Source organism: Streptomyces sp. VRA16 Mangrove soil (genome assembly GCF_017377775.1).
In the GTDB taxonomy this organism is placed as follows: Bacteria; Actinomycetota; Actinomycetes; order Streptomycetales; family Streptomycetaceae; genus Streptomyces.
The window spans coordinates 1-18,157 of sequence record NZ_JAFVLN010000006.1 but is presented as its reverse complement, the minus strand read 5'-3'; the positions used below and the strand labels follow the sequence as shown (position 1 = coordinate 18,157).

General features: G+C 73.7%; 10 protein-coding genes. 3 read left to right on the top strand and 7 right to left on the bottom strand.

Annotated features, from left to right (window positions below; all coding sequences use genetic code 11):
* Positions 1–54 precede the first annotated feature (54 nt).
* Positions 55–1,311, top strand: a complete 1,257-nt coding sequence (locus J3486_RS17550) for a histidinol-phosphate transaminase (protein ID WP_207821296.1) — start codon at positions 55–57, stop codon at positions 1,309–1,311.
* Between the two features lie 134 nt (positions 1,312–1,445).
* Positions 1,446–4,379 (top strand): beta-galactosidase, encoded by a 2,934-nt coding sequence (locus J3486_RS17545; protein WP_229378200.1) that lies wholly within the window; start codon positions 1,446–1,448, stop codon positions 4,377–4,379.
* A gap of 7 nt (positions 4,380–4,386) precedes the next feature.
* Here the strand turns inward: J3486_RS17545 and J3486_RS17540 are convergent, their stop codons facing one another.
* On the bottom strand, positions 4,387–4,851 hold the full coding sequence (locus J3486_RS17540; RefSeq protein ID WP_207821295.1) for an Rrf2 family transcriptional regulator: 465 nt from the start codon (positions 4,849–4,851) through the stop codon (positions 4,387–4,389).
* A gap of 120 nt (positions 4,852–4,971) precedes the next feature.
* On the opposite strand from J3486_RS17540, the gene J3486_RS17535 reads away from it, so the two are divergent.
* The gene (locus tag J3486_RS17535; RefSeq protein WP_207821294.1) at positions 4,972–5,928 is read left to right on the top strand and encodes a sulfite exporter TauE/SafE family protein; all 957 of its coding nucleotides are present in this window, start codon (positions 4,972–4,974) and stop codon (positions 5,926–5,928) included.
* A gap of 539 nt (positions 5,929–6,467) precedes the next feature.
* Here the strand turns inward: J3486_RS17535 and J3486_RS17530 are convergent.
* From J3486_RS17530 to J3486_RS17505, 6 genes are all read right to left on the bottom strand, one after another.
* On the bottom strand, positions 6,468–7,310 hold the full coding sequence (locus J3486_RS17530) for a methionyl-tRNA formyltransferase (protein WP_207821293.1): 843 nt from the start codon (positions 7,308–7,310) through the stop codon (positions 6,468–6,470).
* The gene (locus J3486_RS17525) at positions 7,307–7,516 is read right to left on the bottom strand and encodes an MbtH family NRPS accessory protein (protein WP_207821292.1); all 210 of its coding nucleotides are present in this window, start codon (positions 7,514–7,516) and stop codon (positions 7,307–7,309) included. Before J3486_RS17525 ends, J3486_RS17530 begins: the two co-directional genes overlap by 4 nt.
* A gap of 25 nt (positions 7,517–7,541) precedes the next feature.
* Positions 7,542–13,712 carry a non-ribosomal peptide synthetase gene (locus tag J3486_RS17520; RefSeq protein WP_207821291.1) on the bottom strand — a complete coding sequence of 2,057 codons (6,171 nt, stop codon included), beginning with the start codon at positions 13,710–13,712 and terminating at the stop codon, positions 7,542–7,544.
* Positions 13,713–13,904: 192 nt separating this feature from the next.
* The gene (locus tag J3486_RS17515; protein ID WP_207821290.1) at positions 13,905–15,212 is read right to left on the bottom strand and encodes a peptidase S8; all 1,308 of its coding nucleotides are present in this window, start codon (positions 15,210–15,212) and stop codon (positions 13,905–13,907) included.
* 279 nt (positions 15,213–15,491) lie between these two features.
* Positions 15,492–17,009 (bottom strand): alpha-N-arabinofuranosidase, encoded by a 1,518-nt coding sequence (locus J3486_RS17510; protein WP_207821289.1) that lies wholly within the window; start codon positions 17,007–17,009, stop codon positions 15,492–15,494.
* A gap of 129 nt (positions 17,010–17,138) precedes the next feature.
* Complete coding sequence (locus J3486_RS17505) at positions 17,139–18,047, bottom strand: arabinan endo-1,5-alpha-L-arabinosidase (RefSeq protein ID WP_207821929.1); 909 nt, start codon at positions 18,045–18,047, stop codon at positions 17,139–17,141.
* Positions 18,048–18,157: the final 110 nt, after the last annotated feature.

Below are 18,157 nucleotides of genomic sequence, written 5' to 3'. Positions count from 1 at the left end.
CCGCCCCGCCCGTATCCGTACCTCCTGACACACGGATACGGGCGGAGGCAGTCGATGAGCACCCCTGCGACCAACGTCGTCTCGCTCTTCCAGAGCAGCACGGCCCACTCCCCCTCCTACGGCCAGCTCACGCGGGCCGGGGCGGGCGGGGCGAGCGGCGCCGTCACCGACTTCTGCATCCCCTGCAACCCGTACTTCCCGACGCCGGCGATGCTGGACGCGCTGCGCGGGCGGCTGCACGAGATCCTGACGTACTACCCGAGCGACGCGGCGACGATCACCGCCGAGCTCTGCCAGGTCCTCGGTCTGAACCCGCAGACGGTCGCGATGGGCAACGGCTCGACCGAACTCATCACGTGGATCGACCACTTGCTCGTACGGGAGTCACTGGCCGTTCCCGTGCCGACGTTCGGGCGCTGGACGGACCAGCCGATGGAGACGGGCAAGCGGGTCGACATGTTCCCGCTGCCGGAGCGTGACGGGTTCGCCCTGGACCCGGCGGACTACGCGGAGTTCATCCATGCACGGGGTTCGCGGGTCGCGGTGGTCTGCAACCCCAACAACCCCGACGGCGGGCTGCTGCCGCGCCGCTCGCTGCTCACGCTGATCGACGAGTTGCGCCATCTGGACCTGGTGGTCGTCGACGAGTCGTTCCTGGACTTCGCCGACGGCGCCGACAGCGCGGTCGGCGCGGCCGGCGCGGTCGGCGTCGATGGCCCAAGTGTCGTACGGGAGGCGGCACTTAGGCCCAACGTGATCGTCCTGCGCAGTCTGGGCAAGAACTTCGGGCTGCACGGGATCCGGTTCGGCTATCTGGTCGCGAACCCGGGCCTCGCCGGCCGCGTCCGCGCCGCGCTGCCCAAGTGGAACCTCAACTCCTTCGCCGAGACCGTGGTGTTCATGCTGCGCGACCACCGGCAGGAGTACGCCGACAGCATCCGCCAGGTGTGCCGCGACCGGCAGGACATGCGCTGGCACCTGTCCCGGCTGCCGGGACTGACCGTGTACCCGTCGCAGGGCAACTTCCTGTACGTGCGGCTGCCGGACGGCATCGACGGGGCCCGGCTGCGCGACCACCTCCTGGAGCGGCACGGGGTGCTGGTGCGCGAGTGCGGCAACAAGATCGGCTCCTCCAGCAGCTTCCTGCGCCTCGTGGTGCGCCCGCAGACCGACGTCATGCGCCTGGTGTCCGGTCTGGAGGGGGTACTCGGGGCCGGGAGGGGAGCCGCCGTGCCCGAGCTGGGCGGAGGGACCACCTACAGCTCGGGCACGGCGGCGGTGGACAGGCTGATCACAGGTTTCGCGGGGTGAGCGCACGACCGTTGACCGCTTCCGGGGTGGCTGAATAGGTTCGGCTCCGGATCTGCGAACACCGTTCGCCATGTCGAACGCTCGCCTGTGTTCTTCCTTCCGGTACCGCGTAACGAGCCACTCGGAGGCCCCCGTTGGAGCTCAGCAGACGCACCTTCACCACGCTGTCCGTCCTCACCGCCACCGCGGCGGCGGGCTTCTCCCGGCCGGCGTCGGCCGCGACGGGGACGGCGACGCCGCCCACGGCCGACGGGGCCGCGCACTCCGTCACCTTCGACAAGTACTCGATGCTCGTGGACGGCGAGCGGGTGGTGCTGTGGTCGGGCGAGGTGCACCCGTTCCGGCTGCCGAGCCCCTCGCTGTGGCGGGACGTCCTGCAGAAGCTGCGCGCCCACGGCTACAACGCGATCAGCATCTACGTCTCCTGGAACTTCCACTCCCCCGCCCCGGGCGTCTACGACTTCACCGGCGTGCGCGACCTCGACCTGTTCCTGCGCACGGCCGCCGAGTGCGGTCTGTACGTGATCGCGCGCCCGGGTCCGTACATCAACGCCGAGGTCGACGCGGGCGGCTTCCCCGGCTGGCTGACGGTGACGCCGGGCACGGCCCGCACCTCGAACGCCACGTACCTCTCGCACGTGGACGAGTACCTGACGGCGGTGAACGAGATCATCTCCCGCCACCAGTACACGTCGGGCGACGGCACGGTGGTCCTCTACCAGCTGGAGAACGAGTACGCCTCGTACGTCACCTCCGCCACCGGCAAGGACTACATGGCGCACCTGTACGCGAAGGTGCGCGCGGACGGCATCGACGTGCCGCTGTTCCACAACGACAAGGGGCGGAACGGCTATTGGGTGCCCGGGGCGTTCAGCACGGGTGACGAGTCGGGGCGCTATCTGTACGCCTTCGACGGCTATCCGTCCCCGTCCGCGACGCCGTACGACTGGGGCTACTACGGGGGCACGGTCGGCTCGCAGGCGTCGCCGGACACGCCGGGGTTCATCGCCGAGTCGGGCGGTGGCTGGTTCGACCCGTGGGGCGGCGCGCCGTTCGGCGGGAAGGGGTACGCGGCGGTGCGGGCGAGCCGGGACGCGGCGTTCGAGCGTCGCCAGTACCTCACCCACCTCGCCAACGGCATCAAGATCCACAACGTCTACATGACGTACGGCGGCACGAGCTGGGGCTGGCTGCCCGCGCCGGTCGTCTACACGTCGTACGACTACGGGGCGGCCCTGGACGAGGGGCGCGGCCTCACCGAGAAGCTGGTGCCGATGCACCAGATCGGCCAACTGCTGGCGTCGGCGCCCGAGTTGGCGAAGCTCGACAAGGCCGCGGACGTCACGGTGAGCGGCCTGAAGGTTTACCACCTGACCCACCCCGACACCGGCGCGCACGTCTACGTCGTCCGCAACGACACGTCCACGCCGGTCACCTCGCCGCTGCCGTTCACGCTCGCGGAGGGGGCGGGCGTGACGGCACCGGTCACCGTGGGCGGCAAGGACGCCAAGCTGATCGCCGCGGGGCTGAAGGTCGGGCGGACGACGGTGGCGTACTCGACCGTGCAGCCGATGCTGGGGGTGTCCGCCGGGCGCCGGGACATCGTGGTCTTCGCCGGGCGGGCCGGGGAGGCGGCCCAGGCGGCGTTCTCCTGCGACGGCGAGCCGAAGGCCGTCGTGCTGGACGGCGCGGCGACGGCCTCCTGCGCGGACGGGCTGCTGACCGTGAGCACCGAACTCGCAGGTCTGGTACGGGTGTCGGTGGACGACTCGCTGCTGGTGCTGTTCGCGGACGACGCCGCGTCGGCCCGGCTGTGGCGCCACGACACCCCGTCCGGCACGGTGCTCGTACGCGGGCCCGCGCTGCTGCGTACCGCCCGCCTGGAGGGCGCCACTGCCCATCTGGAGGGTGACACCGTCACGGAGGCCGACCTTGAGGTGTGGGCGCCGCGCGGGGTGCGCGAGGTGATGTGGAACGGCCGGCCCGTGCGCGTACGGACGACGGACTCGGGGAGCCTGGCCGCCACGCGGGCGCTGCCCGGGGTGGCGCCGGTGCGGCTGCCCGCGCTGACCGGCTGGCGGCACCGCGCGGAGAACCCGGAGTCCGAGCCGGGGTTCGACGACGCGGACTGGACGGTGGCCGACAAGGCGAGCTCGTACTCGACGACGGCCGTGCCCGCCGGCGGCCCGGTGCTGTTCGCCGACGACTACGGCTTCCACTACGGGGACGTCTGGTACCGGGGTTCGTTCGACGACGCGAGCGGCCTCGACTCCGTCGGCCTCGCCTACATCACGGGCACCCAGGGTCTGCTGATGGCGTGGCTCGACGGGAAGCCGCTTGGCACGCACCGGATGCCGGTGCCGACCAGCGCGCAGTCCACGACCGGCACCTGGACGGCGACGGCCACGTTCGCCGTGCCCGACGAGCTGCGCACGACGGGCGGGCATGTGCTGTCCGTGCTGGTGCGGCGGATGCAGCACGACGAGGACGGCGGCGCCCGTGACTCCCACAAGGCGGCGCGCGGGCTGGTCTCGTCGTCCCTGACGGACGTCACCTGGCGGATCCAGGGCCTGCGGACAGCCGACAGCGACCCGGTGCGCGGGCCGCTGAACTGCGGCGGTCTGTACGGGGAGCGGCACGGCTGGCACCTGCCCGGCGCCGAGGCGTCCGGGGCGGAGGGCTGGGAGCCGGTCTCCTTCCCGGTGTCCGCGCAGCGGCAGGGCGTCGACTGGTACCGGACCTCGTTCAGGCTCGCCGTCGACCACGACGTGGACGCGTCGATCGGCATCACGCTCACCGACGACGCGACCCGCGCCTACCGCGTCCAGCTCTTCGTCAACGGCTGGAACATGGGCCAGTACATCAACGACGTGGGCCCGCAGCACACCTTCGCCGTGCCCAACGGCATCCTGCGCACCCGGGGCCGCAACACCCTGGCCCTCGCCGTGCTCTGCGACGGGACGGCCCCGGCCGGGCCCGGCGCCGTGGAGCTGACGCTGCTGGGCAGCGCGGCGGGTGGTGTGCGGGTGGCGCCGGTGGAGTCGCCGGAACTGCCTTCCGGCCGGTAGCCACCGGTCAGGGGTTGTGCCAGGCCGCCGGGTCGTCGGCCAGCTCCCGGACGGGGGCCGGGAGCCGGTCGTGGGCGATGTCCGCGAGGGTGACGCCCTCCATGATCTTGCGGACGTTGGCGCGCAGGGCGACCCACAGCGGCAGGAGGGGTTCGGCGGGGCCGGTGTAGGTGAGCGCGTTCGGGCGCTCGCCGCGCACCGAGACGATGGGCCCCTCGACGGCGCGGACCACGTCGGCGACGGTGATGGTGTCGGCGGGGCGGGCCAGCAGATAGCCGCCGTTGCCGCCGCGCCTGCTGATCACGATGGAGCCGCGGCGCAGGTCGCTGAGGATGCCCTCCAGGAACTTGTGCGGAATGTCCTGTGCCGCGGCGACCGCCTCGGCCTTCACGGGGTCGCAGCCCTGCTCGGTCCGGGCGGCGAGTTCCAGGCAGGCGCGTACGGCGTAGTCGGCGCGGGCGGAGATCCTCATGGCTCCATTGTCATGGACGGGCGTACGCCCACGGCCCCCGACTGTCCACAGAGCGAGAACTTCCGGCACCTTCCTTCCATCCATACCTTTCCCATAGGAATAGTGCGTACGGTCTCTCCCATGGACTTCTCTTGGGCGATAGTCGTCGCGGGCGCCTTCGTCGGTGTGGCGGTGGGACTCACCGGCATGGGCGGCGGTGCCCTGATGACGCCGATCATGGTGATGCTGTTCGGGGTCAACCCGACGGCCGCGATCGGCAGCGACCTGGCCACCTCGGTCCTCATGAAGCCGTTCGGCGCCGCGGTGCACCAGCGGGCCGGGACCGTGCGCTGGGACATCGTGCGCTGGCTGCTGCCGACGGCGATGCCCGCCGCGTTCTTCGGCGCCCTCGCGCTGCAGCTGCTCGGGGACGGGGACACGCTCCAGGAGCGCGTGAAGTACGTGATCGGCGGAGCGCTCGTGCTGGCCGTCGTCGGGATGCTGGCCCGGATGTGGCTGGACGCGCGGCGTGGGACCGGGGCCGACGAGGCGGAGGACGCGAAGGTCGCCGTGCGCCCGCTCGCGACCCTCGCCATCGGGCTGGTCGGCGGCTTCATCGTGGGCATGACCTCGGTGGGCTCCGGGTCCCTGATCATCGTGATGCTGATGCTGGCGCATCCGCGTCTGAAGGCGAACCATCTGGTCGGCACGGATCTGGTGCAGGCCATCCCCGTCGTGGCGTCGGCCGCTCTCGGGCACCTGGTCTTCGGTGACGTCGCCTTCGGTATGGCGGGGACGCTGCTGATCGGGGCGATTCCGGGTGTGGTGGGCGGCGCGCTGCTGTCGACCCGGATCTCGGGGCCCGCGCTGCGCTGGGCCCTGGTGACGCTGCTCGCCGGGTCGGGACTGGCCATGTGGGGACTTTCGGGGACGCCGCTGGTGCTGGTCTGTGCGGGGTTCGCGCTGCTCGGGACCGTGGTGACGCTGCGGGGGCGGCAGGGGCGGGCCCGTTCGGTCGTGGTGGCGGGCTCTTCGGAGGGTGAGGGGGCGGCTGTGGTCCCGGAGGAGCGCGAGCGGGCGGGCGCGGGGCGCCACTGACTCGGGGGGCGCGGGACGGCTCCGCCGCGCGGGCCCGACCGACGGCGAGATGAGCCCCGCCAGGGGCGCGGGGCTGTGTCCATCAGCGGCTCCGCCGATGGTGGTCGTGCCCCGTAGGGGCGCGGGGAACTGCGCGACCAGCCGAGACGGCGCTGCACCCGGCGATGGCGCGCCCGGGACCGAGCTGGACGCCGCCCGGGAGCGCTCACCCCGCGCCGGGGTGCCGCCTTGCCCACCCTGCCGCCCAAGGCGGCAGATTGCCCAAGGCGGCCGTGGCGGGCGGCAAATGACCTGCGGCGGCGCGGCAGCCGACCGGGGCGGGAAACCCCAGGCGGCAGACTGCCCAAAGCGGCGCGGCAGCCGACCAGGGCGGGAAAGCCCAAGGCGGCAGACTGCCCAAGGCGGCACGGCAACCGACCGGGGCGGGAAAGCCCAAGGCGGCAGATTGCCCAAGGCGGTGGGGCACGCGGCGGAGGGACCAAGGCGGGGTGGGACGGCGGCGGGCGGATGCCCAAGGCGGCGCCGCTGTCGGTCCGGGGCTAGTCGGCCGGGTCCGCCGAGAGGAGCCACAGGGTGCCCGTGCCGCAGGGGATGCGGCGGGCTGTGTGGGGCGGGGGGCGGTGGAGGGTGGTTCTGCGGAGCTGCCAGTGGGTGCCGTCCAGAAGGGCGAGCGGGCCGCGGACCCGGGGGTGATGGCCCGCGATGTTCCAGGCCCGTACCTGGGTGTGGATGTGCGCGGCTGGTGCCGACCAGTCGACGTGCGCGTAGTCCTCGTCGAAGAAGCCGGCCCAGCTGCCCTCCCGCGCGGGCTGTTCCTCGCCGGGGTCGCCGGCGACGAGGCGGGCGAGGACGCCGGGCAGCAGGGCGGAGGCCGCGTCCAGGACCCGGGTGTTGACGCCGGTGAACGACCAGATCTCGTCGTCGAGGGGGATGGTCGTACGGGCGAGGACGCGCCCGGTGTCCAGGTCCGCGTCCATGCGGTGCCAGGTGACACCGATCTCGCGCTCCCCGTTGCGCACCGCCCAGCCGACCGGGTTGGGGCCGCGGTAGGACGGCAGGTCGGACGGGTGACAGTTCACGGTGCCCAGGCGGGGCGCGGCGACCGCGGCCGCCGGGAGCCGGCGCGGGTAGCCGTAGCTGACGGCCACGTCCGGGGCGTAGGCGCGCAGCAGCCCGGTGACGGCGTCGGCCCGGGCGGGCAGCGCCAGGTCGACGCCGGGCGGCAGGTCCCGTTCGCCGAGCAGGTGTCCCGGCCAGTCGTGCGGGCGGCGCAGGCCGATGACGACCGGGACCTCGTGGCCGAGGGCGCGGACCGCCGCCACCAGGGGCGGCGCGGTCTGCGGGAGCGCGGCGACGACGGCGACGCGCAGCGGTCCGGTCATCGGGCGGGCTCCTGTGCGCGCAGCGAGCGGGGGCGCAGGTCGGTCCAGTGCGTCTCGATCCAGGCCAGGCAGGCGGCCCGGCCGGCGCTCGGGTGGGCCTCGCGCCAGCCGTCGGGGACGGCCAGGTGGGCGGGCCAGAGGCTGAACTGGTCCTCGTCGTTGGCGAGGACGGTGAAGGTGCCGTCGGGGTCGTCGAAGGGGTTCATGCGGGGCTCCGTCGGGGGTGGGGTGTCAGGGGGGGGGGGCGAGGGTCGCTGCCAGGGCCGCGGGGGTGGCCCGCTCCATGACCTGGGTGAGCGTCGCCTCGGGGGCGAGGCGTTCGCGCAGCCGGTGCAGGAGGCGGGCCGCGAGGAGCGAGTGGCCGCCCAGGTGGAAGAAGTTGTCGTCGACGCCGACCCGGTCGAGGCCGAGGACCTCGGCGAACGCCTCGGTCACGACCCGTTCGGCGGGGGTGCGCGGCGCACGGATCCGCGCGGCCTCGCGGGTGGGCTCGGGCAGGGCGCGGCGGTCGACCTTGCCGTTGACGGTGAGCGGCATGCGGTCCAGGACCAGGATGCGGGCGGGGAGCATGAAGTCCGGGAGGCGGGTGGCCAGCCGGTCGCGGAGCAGCGCGCCGTCGAGGTCCGCGCCGACCGCGTACCCGGTGAGTTCCTTGCCGCCGCGGCCGTCGGGGCGGGCCAGCACGGCCGCCTGGGCGACACCGGGGAGCGCGGCGAGGGCGGCGCGGACCTCGTCGGGCTCGATGCGGTGGCCGCGGATCTTGACCTGGTCGTCGTTGCGGCCGACGAACTCCAGGCTGCCGTCGGGTCGTTGGCGGGCCAGGTCGCCGGTGCGGTACATGCGGGCGCCGGGCGGGCCCCACGGGTCGGCGACGAAGCGGGCCGCGGTGAGCCCGGGGCGGCCGAGGTAGCCGCGGGCCACCTGGTCGCCGCCGAGGTACAGCTCACCGGCGAGCCCCTCGGGCACCGGACACAGGCCGGCGTCCAGGAGCATGACCCGGGAGCCGGGCACCGGTGCGCCGATGCCGGGGCGGGCGGGCCAGGCGGCCGGTTCCCCGGCGACCTCGCCCGCCGTCACCACGTGCGTCTCGGCGGGGCCGTAGTGGTTGTGCAGCCGCTTGCCGTCCCGCGCGCACAGGGCGCGCAGCTGCGGGCCGACCACCAAGGCCTCCCCCGCCTGGACGAGGTGGCGCAGGTCGGGCAGCGACTCCCGTTCCCCGTCGGCGAATTCGCAGAGTGCGGCGAGGACGGGCGTGGGGGCGAGGAGTTCGGTGACCCGGTGCGCGCGCAGCCACTGCGTCCAGGCGGCGGCGTCCGCGCGGGTGTCGGCGTCGGGCACGGCCAGCGTGCGGCCGGTGCACAGCGCGGTGAGCACTTCCTGCGTGGCGACGTCGAACGCCATGGACGTGAACTGGGCGGTCACGGCGCCGGGTTCGGCGGGGAACCGCTCCTCGTGCCAGGCGACGAGCCGGTCCAGGGCGCCGCCCGGCATCACCACGGCCTTGGGTACGCCCTGCGTCCCGGAGGTGTGCACGACGTACGCCGGGTGCCCGGGATGCCGCGCCGGGCGCGGCGCCCCCGCGACGGGGCCCGGACGTCCCGGCTCCGGGCGTACGTGCTCCGGGCCGAGCAGCAGCCGTGGCACCCCGGCCGGGATCTCCGCCAGCGCGGCGTCGAACTCGTCCTGGTAAACGAGGAGTTGGGGGCGCCCCTCGGCGGCGAGGGCCGCCACACGCGGGGCCGGGTGGCGCGGGTCGAGCCACAGGTAGGCGGCCCCGGCCTTCAGGACGGCCAGCATCGCGGTGATCGCGTCGCGGCCGCGCCGCAGGCACAGCGCCACCACCTGCTCGGCGCCCACGCCGCGCGCGGTCAGCTCGGCGGCGAGGCGGTCGGCCGCGGCGTCCAGGCCCCGGTAGTCGAGGGTGCCACGGCCGTCGACGACGGCCGCCCGCTCGGGCACGTCCCGCACCTGCGCGGCGAACCGGTCGAGCACCGGGACCGGCGCCGCCGTCCTCGGCACCGGGCGTCGGACCGCGGACGGCACCGCGCCGACCGGCCGGTGCGCGGGGGCGCCGAGGTCGTCGGCGAGCGCGCCCAGCGCCTCGACGAACCGCTCCCCGATCTCCCGCGCCGCGCCCTCGGTCAGCCGTCCCGGCCGGTACTGCACGCGGACCCGGATGCCGTCCCCGATCGACACCAGCAGGCACAGCGGATAGTGCGTGCCGTTGCGGACCTCGCTCGACGTGACGCGCACCCCGGGCCCCCACTCGGCGGCGAACGCGTCCGTGTACGGCTCCAGGACGGCGACGGTGTCGAAGAGTTCGCGCAACCCGGCGGCCCGGGTGATCTCGGCGAGTCCCAGATGCTGGTACGGCATCATCGAGGCCCGCTGTTCCTGGAGCCCGGCGAACAGGGCGCCGCGGTCGACAACGGCCTTGAGGTCGAGGCGCACCGGCACCGCGTTGTTCATCAGCCCGACCATGGACTCGACGCCGTCCAGGTGCGGCGGCCGGTCCGCGACGACCGTCCCGAAGACGATGTCGTCGCGCCCGGTCAGCTGGGCGAGGACCAGTCCCCAGGCGCCGAGGATCAGCGTGTTCAGGGACAGGGCGCGTTCGCGGGCGCGGGCGCGCAGGGCACGGGTGCGTGCGGCGGGGACGTCGAGGACGACGACGTCCGGCCGTGCGTCCTCGTCGTCGCCCGCGGTGAGCAGGGTCGGTTCGCCCACCCCGTCGAGCAGCATCTGCCACGCCTTGGTCGCCACGTCCGTGCCCTGGTCGGCGACGTGGCGCAGATAGGCGAGCGCGGACGGGCGGGGGGTGGGTACCGGGGTGCGGCCCGCGGCGGCCTGCCCGTACAGGTCGGCGAGGTCGGCGAGCGCGACCTGCATCGACCAGCCGTCCATGAGGATGTGGTGGTAGCTCAGCAGCAGTCGGCTGCGCCCGGCGCCGATACGCAGCAACACGGCCCGCAGCAGCGGCGGTTCGGCCAGGTCGAACGGTTCGTCCCGGTCCCTGCGTGCCTCCTCCTCGGCCGCCCCGGGGTCCGCCACGTCGACGACGCGCAGCGGCACCCGCACCGTGTCGGACACGCTCTGCACGGCCTGTCCGCGGCAGCTCCACCGGAATCCGGCCCGCAGCGCGGGGTGCTGTGCGGTCAGCGCGGCGAGCGCGGCCCGCAGCGCGTCCTCGTCCACGTCTCCGGCGAGGTCGAGGACGGTCTGTACGTGGTAGGGGTCGGGGGCGCCCTCGGGGGCGCGGTGGGCGTGGTAGAGCAGCCCTTCCTGGAGCGGGGAGCAGGGCCACCGCGCCTCGCCGGGAGCGGTCAACTCCGCGAGTGCGGCCGCCCATTCGCGGGCCAGCGCGGCGACGTCGCCCGCGTCCACGAGCCGGGCGGCCCAGCGCCATTCGGCGGTGAGCACGGGCTCTCCGGAACGTTCGTCGACGACGGCGTTGATCTCCAGCGGGTGGGACAGCGGCTGCCGGGCGGCGCGGTGGATACCGAGGACGGGGGCCTCGGGCGCGTACGGCCACGGGTCGCGGCCCTGGACGGCGTACCGGCCCAGGTAGTTGAAGAGCAGCGGGCGCGGGGGCGCGGGGGCGAGGAGCCCGGCGGCCTGCGGGTGCAGTTGTCGCAGCAGCCCGTACGAGGAGCGGTCCTCGGGCAGCTTCCGCCACTGTGCGCGTACGGCCTCCACGGCCGCGGCGGGTCCCGCGCCGGGTGCGGGGCAGTCGAGGCGCACCGGGTACATGCAGGTGAACCAGCCCACGGTGGCCGAGACGTCGAGTCCCGCGGCGTGGTCGTCGCGGCCGTGGCCCTCGGTGTCGACGACCAGGGTGGGCGGTGCGCCGCACCGGGCGGCCGCCAGGGTGAGCGCGGTGAGCAGGAGTTCCTGGGTGGTCGCGCCGTAACGGGCCGGGGCGGTCGTGAGCAGGGCGCGTCCGACCTCCGGGGGCAGCGCGGTCTCCAGGGTCCGCGAGGCGGCGACGGTGTCGAGCTCCGGATCGACCGGGGCAGCGGCGGGCCACATCCGCCCGACGGGCGCGGTCGTCGCCCGCCAGTGCGGCAGGGTGGCCAGCACCTCGGGGCTCGTGGCGCGGGCGTTGTGGGCCTCGGTCCAGCGCCGGTACGGGGTGGTCGCGCCCCAGGCGGTGAGCGCGTCGGGGTCGTCGACGGCCCGCGCCAGGTCCGGCAGGAGCACCTGCCAGGACACGCCGTCGACGACGAGGTGGTGCACGGCGATCAGCAGCCGCCGCGCCCGCGGCCACCACACGGCACGCAGCACCTTGCCGGCGGGGAGGTCGAGGTGCCGCATGGCGCGGGCCACGGCCTGCCGCACCTCGGAGGGGCTGACGGATCCATCGCGTACGGACACGTCGTCACGTACGTCGATCAGCTCCTCCGCGTCGATCTCGCCGGGCGGCAGGATCTCCGGCTGCCAGACGGTGTCGGCGGACGGGTCGGGCAGGCGGGTGCGCAGGGCGTCGTGCCGGTCCAGGACCGTGCGCAGGGCGCGGACGAGGGCGCCGCGGCTCATTCCCCGCGGGGTCTCGACGAGCGCGGACTGCACGAACTCCTCGGTGCCAGGGCCCTGTTCGCGCAGCCAGAGCGCGATGGGCGGCAGCGCGAGCGGTCCGGTCGCCGTCTGGTGGAACAGGTCGGCCTCCGGCGCCGTCGCGCGGGCCGCTGCCGCCGCGAGGGCGGCCGGGGTGCGCAGCGTGAAGACGTCCTGCGAGGTGATCGCGACGTGCTCCCTGCGGACCCGGCTGACCAGCCGCATCGCCGTGATGCTGTCGCCGCCGAGCGCGAAGAAGTCGTCCGCGGTGCCCGCGTCGGGCACGCCGAGGACCTCGGCGAACGCGGCGCACAGCGCCTTCTCCTCCGGGGTGCGCGGCAGGCCGGGTCCGGGGCGGGTGGTGCGCGGGGCGGGGAGCGCGGCACGGTCGACCTTGCCGTTGACGCCGAGCGGCAGCGCGTCGAGGACGACCACGGCGGACGGGACGAGGTACTCGGGCAGGACGCGGGCGAGTGCGGTGCGCAGGGCCGTGCCGTCGAGGGCCGCGCCGACCGCGTACCCGACGAGCCGGCCGTCGCGGGCGACCACGACGGCCTGGGTGACGCCGGGCAGTGCGGCGAGGGCGGCGCGGGCCTCGCCGGGTTCGACGCGGTGGCCGCGGATCTTCACCTGGTCGTCGTCGCGGGCGAGGTAGGTGAGGGTGCCGCCCAGGCCGCGGACGGCGAGGTCGCCGGTGCGGTACATGCGGGTGCCCGCGGGTCCGTGCGGGTCGGCGACGAACCGTTCCGCCGTCCGGCCCGGCAGTCCGAGGTAGCCGTCGGCGACCTGCTCGCCCGCGACGTACACCTCGCCCGGTTCCCCGTCGGCCACCTCGGCGAGATCGGGGCCGAGCAGGCGCACCGTCACTCCGGGCAGCCCGGTGCCGATCGGGACGGCGTCGGCGGGGACGGGCTCGCCGGGCGGCAGCGGGTGCAGGGTCGTGAACGTGGTGCACTCGGTCGGGCCGTAGACATGACCGAGCGTCACCTGTGGGCAGGCTGAGCGCACTTGGGCGAAGGCGCGGGGGTCGCACGCCTCGCCTCCGGTGAGGACCGTGTGCAGTCCGCGCAGCGCCTTCGGGTCGTCCGCGGCGATCTGGTTGAACCAGGCCGTGGTGAGGAAGACGCCGGTGACGCCGTGCGCGGCGACCAGGGCGGCGAGCCGGTGGGCGTCCAGGCGGTCGTCGGCGGGCACGACGACGGTACCGCCGCGGGTGAGCGGCAGCCACAGGTCGTGGCTGACCGCGTCGAAGCCGAGCGCGGAGACGAGGGCGGTGACCCGGTGCCCGGGGCCCTCCCAGTGCGGGTCGGCGGCGAAGCGGCCCAGGTTGCGGTGGGTGACGCGAACGCCCTTGGGGCGCCCGGTGGAGCCCGAGGTGTAGAACACGCAGGCGGTGCGGTCGGGTTCGCCGTCCGGGCCGGTGGCGGACAGCCCGCTCGCCCGTCCCGCGCCGTCCGGGACCGTGTCCGGGGTCAGCACCACCGTGCACCCCGCGTCCGCCTCGACGGCGGCGAGCCGCTCCGCGGGCAGCCGGGGATCGAGCACGACGGCGGCGGCCCCGGTGTCGAGGACCGCGAGCAGCGCGGCGATCAGCCGCGCCGAGCGGGGCAGCCGCAGGGCGACGGACCCGCCGGGGCCGGCCCCGCGGGCGCGCAGCCCGTCGGCCAACTCAGCCGCCCAGCACGACATTTCACGGTAGGACCAGGTGCCGCCCGCCTCCTCGGCGACGGCGGTCGCGGCCGGAGACCTCTCGGCGACGGCGGCGAAGGCGCGGTGGACGGGCGGGGCCGGGGGCAGGCCCCGAGGGCCGCCGGGGGACGGTGCCCCGGCGGGGGCTGAGACGTTCATGGGAGCATGAAAACCGTCTCGTCAGAACGTCATCGTCCCTGGTCACCCGTGTTGCCGATCTTGATCACCCGATCGTGCGCGCCGCCCCCTCGTCCCTGACGCCCCCCCCTGCGAAGAACGCGGCGGCGTCGACGCGGCACGCCGAACGGGCCGCGGCGCGGTGCGCCACGGCCCGTCGGGATCACAGGTGCGTCAGCCGGTGAAGGCGCCCACGCCCTGCGGGGTACCGAGGCCGGTCGGGCCGTCGTAGCCGGTGCCCGCGGTGCACAGGTAGCTGCCGGAGCAGCTGCCGTTGGAGCCGCCGGTCACGTCGTTCAGGGACGAACTGGCGGCGCTGTACGGGAACTTGGCCGGGTACGAGCCGGACGACGGGACGCCGCCGAGCGCGTACACGCCCGCGATGATCGGCGACGAGGCGCTGGTGCCGCCGAAGGTGTACCAGCCGGCGGTGATGCCGTACGAGTCGTAGACGGCGACACCGGTGGCCGGGTCGGCGACCGCGGAGACGTCGGAGACCGTCCGCTTCGAGCAGCCGGTGTCGGTCTGCCAGGTCGGCTTGGTGTCGTAGGCGGAGCAGCCGGAGCCGGTGCCCTCCGTGCTGCTGGTGCTCCACACGGACTCGGTCCAGCCCCGGCTGGTGGAGGTGGACCTGGACAGGGCCGTGCCGCCGACGGAGGTCACGTACCGCGAGGCGGCCGGGTACTCGGCGCCGTAGCCGGAGTCGCCGGCGCTGACGGTGATGGCGACGCCGGGGTGGTTGAAGTACGACGAGTCGTAGGAGGAGTCCGAGGAGGACTCGGAGCCGCCGTAGCTGTTGGAGACGTACTTGGCGCCCAGGGTGACGGCCCGGTTGACGGCGGTGCCGAGGTTGGTCATCGTCGCGGACTTCGCCTCGACGAGCAGGATGTTGCAGTTGGGGCAGGTGGCGCTGGCCATGTCGAGGTCGAGGGATATCTCCTCGGCCCAGCCGGTGTCGGCCCTCGGCAGCGAGGTGGTGGCGCCGGTCTGGCTCACCTTCTTGAAGCACCCGTTGGCGGTCGTGCAGGCCGAAAGGCCGTAGTACGAGCGGTACTTGGCGAGGTCCGCCTCGGCGTTCGGGTCGTCGTAGGCGTCGACGATCGCGATCGTCTCGCCCGCGCCCTTCGAGGCGGCGGCGGAGGCCAGACCGTAGGCGGCCTGGAGGTCGCTGGGACCGTAGCCGGACGGGGTCGACGCGTCGGCCGCGTCGGGGGCGGCGTGCCCGGCCTTGGCGCGCTGCACCCCGTAGGCGGTGAGGCCGCTGGTCACGCGCTGGGCGTGGCAGGCCATTTCACCGGCCTTCGTGGCTTCGGCGCAGACGTTCTTCCAGGTCACGTGCGGCGACGCGGTCGAGGCCGACGAAGCCGCCGACGAGGCCGACGCGCCGGGCGCGGCGAAGGCGAGTCCGGCGAGCACGAGGCCGGCCGTGCCGACGAGCGCGGCGGCCGTACGGCGCCGTCTGTGGGGGTTGGTGTCACGCAACGTGGTGCCTCCTGAGAAGGGTGGACAGGGGCAGTGCGGATGCCTCACGGCGGCCGGTGCTGTGTCCCCGGCAGCCGCGGACGATCTTCACTTTGTTGCGTGCATTTCAACAAGGGGAGAAGGTGAGTCCTGGCCTCCGCTTTACCGAATCCGGTCCGGCCGACAAGCCGTAGATGAGAGGTAGATGACCACGGTCACAGGACTGTTCCGGATTCCGGACTCCCGCCAGGTCCGGGCGCGGCGGCGTGGCTCTCGGGCACGCCGCCGCGCGGTCCTGGCTCAGGCCAGCCGGATGACGTTCCAGGACAGGGGCTCCAGGGTCGCCTTCAGGACGCCGCCGTCGAGGACCGTGCCGGTCGCCGCGTGCGGGGCCACCCGCTCGGGCTCGGCGAGGGTGTTGCGGGCCTCGGGGTCGGCGTCGGCGAGCACCGAGTGCTCGGCCACCGACGTCAGGCCGAGGGCGCCCAGGGCGACTTCGAGGGGCAGGGCGTCGGTCTGGCTGCGGTTGACCGCGAAGACCGTGACGGTGCCGTCCTCGGCGCGCACGGCCGTCGCGTGCAGCAGGTCCGTCTCGCCGAACTTCTTGGTCTGGTACGTGGGCGAGTCGACACGCACATCGAGGACCTCGCCCTGGCCGTACCGCGCGGCGGCGGCGAACGGGAAGAACGTCGTCTGGCGCCAGGCCGCGCCGCCGGGCTCGGTCATGATCGGGGCGATGACGTTGACGAGCTGGGCGAGGCAGGCGACGGTGACGCGGTCCGCGTGGCGCAGCAGGGCGATGAGGAGCGAGCCGAAGACGACGGCGTCCGTGACGCTGTAGCTGTCCTCCAGGAGGCGCGGGGCCTCGGGCCACTCGTCGCGGGCGAACTCCTTGGCGCGGGCCTCCCACTCGGGCAGGTACCAGACGTTCCACTCGTCGAAGGAGAGGTTGATCTTCTTCGACGACTTGAGCTTGGCGCCGATGTGGTCGGCGGTCGCGACCACGTTCTCGATGAAGGACTCCATGTCGACGGCGGAGGCGAGGAAGGAGCCGGTGTCGCCGTCCTCCGGCCAGTAGTAGGCGTGGAGGGAGATGTAGTCGACGAGGTCGTAGGTCTCGGTGAGGACCTTCGCCTCCCAGTCCGCGAACGTCGGCATGGACTGGTTGGAGGAGCCGCACGCGACGAGTTCGACGTCCTTGTCCATCTGGCGCATGGCGCGGGCCGTCTCGGCGGCGAGCCGGCCGTACTCCTCGGCCGTCTTGTGGCCGGTCTGCCAGGGGCCGTCCATCTCGTTGCCCAGGCACCACAGCTTGATGTCGTACGGGTCCTTGTCGCCGTGCGCGGCGCGCAGCTCGGACAGCGCGGTGCCCTCGGCGATGTTGGCGTACTCCTGGAGTTCGAGGGCCTCGGCGACGCCGCGCGTGCCCAGGTTCACCGCCATCATCGGCTCGGCCTGCGGGCCGACCTTCTTCAGGAACGCGATGTACTCGGAGAGACCGAAGCGGTTGCTCTCCGTGGAGTGCCAGGCGAGGTCGAGGCGGCGCGGACGCTCCTCGACCGGGCCGACCGAGTCCTCCCACTTGTAGCCGGAGACGAAGTTGCCGCCGGGGTAGCGGATCGCGGTGACGCCCAGTTCGCGGACCAGGTCGAGGACGTCCTGGCGCAGGCCCGCCTCGTCGGCCGTCGGGTGGCCGGGCTCGAAGATGCCGGTGTAGACGCAGCGCCCGAGGTGTTCCACGAAGGAGCCGAAGAGGCGGGGGTTGACCGGGCCGACGGTGAAGGCGGGGTCCAGGGTGAAGCGTGCGGTGCGGGTCATGTCTCCCTCAAGAAACTCAGGGCGCGGTCAACTCTGTTCGGTATTACGTACATTGATCGAGACGTCGGACAGACGGTAGGGCGGGCGCCTCCCAAAGGTCAATGGGTGCGCCCGCCCCGAAATCAGTCGCTACCGGACGACGGGCCAGCCGTCCCTGCCCCAGTCCAGCTCGTTCAGGCCCAGCTTGGGGGTGCCGGAGTCCTCGGCGTCGTAGTAGTGGTAGGCGAGGACGTCGTGGCCCTGGTCCTGGAAGACGGACTCGCCGCCGGTGCCGATGAACCGGCCGTGCCCGGCGAGCAGCAGCGTGCCGCCGCCGTCGAGCATCGCCGTGCCGTCCTTGTCGACGTACGGGCCGGTGACCGAGGCCGAACGGCCGACGCGGATCTTGTACGTCGAGTTCACGCCCTGGCAGCAGGCGTCGTACGAGGCGAGGAGGTAGTAGTAGCGGCCGTGCCGGACGACGGAGGGGCCCTCGACCGCGTACGGGGCGTCCGGGCGGGTGGCCAGGTGCGCCACCGTGGCGCCCGGGATCGCCTTTCCCGTACGGGGGTTGAGCTCGACCATGCGGATGCCGGTCCAGTACGAGCCGAAGCTCATCCAGAGCTTGCCGCCGGCGCGGACGACCGACGGGTCGATGGCGTTCCAGCTGTCCGTGGTCTCGGACGAGAACACCTTGCCGTGGTCGGTCCAGGTGCCGGGCAGGCCCGAGTCGGAGGTGGCCACGCCGATCGCCGAGTGGTTGGTGCCCCAGGACGAGACGGCGTAGTACAGCCAGTACGTGCCGTCGCGGTACGAGATGTCGGGGGCCCACGGGTCGCCGGTGGCGTTGTACTCGTACCACCAGCTCGGCGGCTCGGCGAAGGCGTTGCCCTCGTCCGTCCAGTTCTTGCGGTCGGTCGAGAGGCGGGCGCCGATCACGCCGCCGGTGGAGTAGGCGACGTAGCGGCCGTCCTTGAGCTTGATGACGCTCGGGTCGTGGATGATCTGCTGGCCGGTGAGGAGCTGCGGGTCGGGGTAACTCTGGGCCGCCTGGGCCATGTTGGGGAGGACTGCGAGGAATGCGGCCGCGGCGACGGCGACGGCGGCGAGTCTTGCTCCGGTGGCCTTCACGTGGAGGTCTCCTGGGGAGTGTGGGGCTGGGCGGGGGC

Excerpts from the sequence above, each read along its gene's own strand:
- J3486_RS17550 (WP_207821296.1), top strand. The coding sequence starts at position 55 with ATGAGCACCCCTGCGACCAACGTCGTCTCGCTCTTCCAGAGCAGCACG.
- J3486_RS17540 (WP_207821295.1), bottom strand. The coding sequence starts at position 4,851 with ATGAGGATCTCCGCCCGCGCCGACTACGCCGTACGCGCCTGCCTGGAA.
- J3486_RS17535 (WP_207821294.1), top strand. The coding sequence starts at position 4,972 with ATGGACTTCTCTTGGGCGATAGTCGTCGCGGGCGCCTTCGTCGGTGTG.
- J3486_RS17530 (WP_207821293.1), bottom strand. The coding sequence starts at position 7,310 with ATGACCGGACCGCTGCGCGTCGCCGTCGTCGCCGCGCTCCCGCAGACC.
- J3486_RS17525 (WP_207821292.1), bottom strand. The coding sequence starts at position 7,516 with ATGAACCCCTTCGACGACCCCGACGGCACCTTCACCGTCCTCGCCAAC.
- J3486_RS17520 (WP_207821291.1), bottom strand. The coding sequence starts at position 13,712 with ATGAACGTCTCAGCCCCCGCCGGGGCACCGTCCCCCGGCGGCCCTCGG.
- J3486_RS17510 (WP_207821289.1), bottom strand. The coding sequence starts at position 17,009 with ATGACCCGCACCGCACGCTTCACCCTGGACCCCGCCTTCACCGTCGGC.
- J3486_RS17505 (WP_207821929.1), bottom strand. The coding sequence starts at position 18,047 with ATGGCCCAGGCGGCCCAGAGTTACCCCGACCCGCAGCTCCTCACCGGC.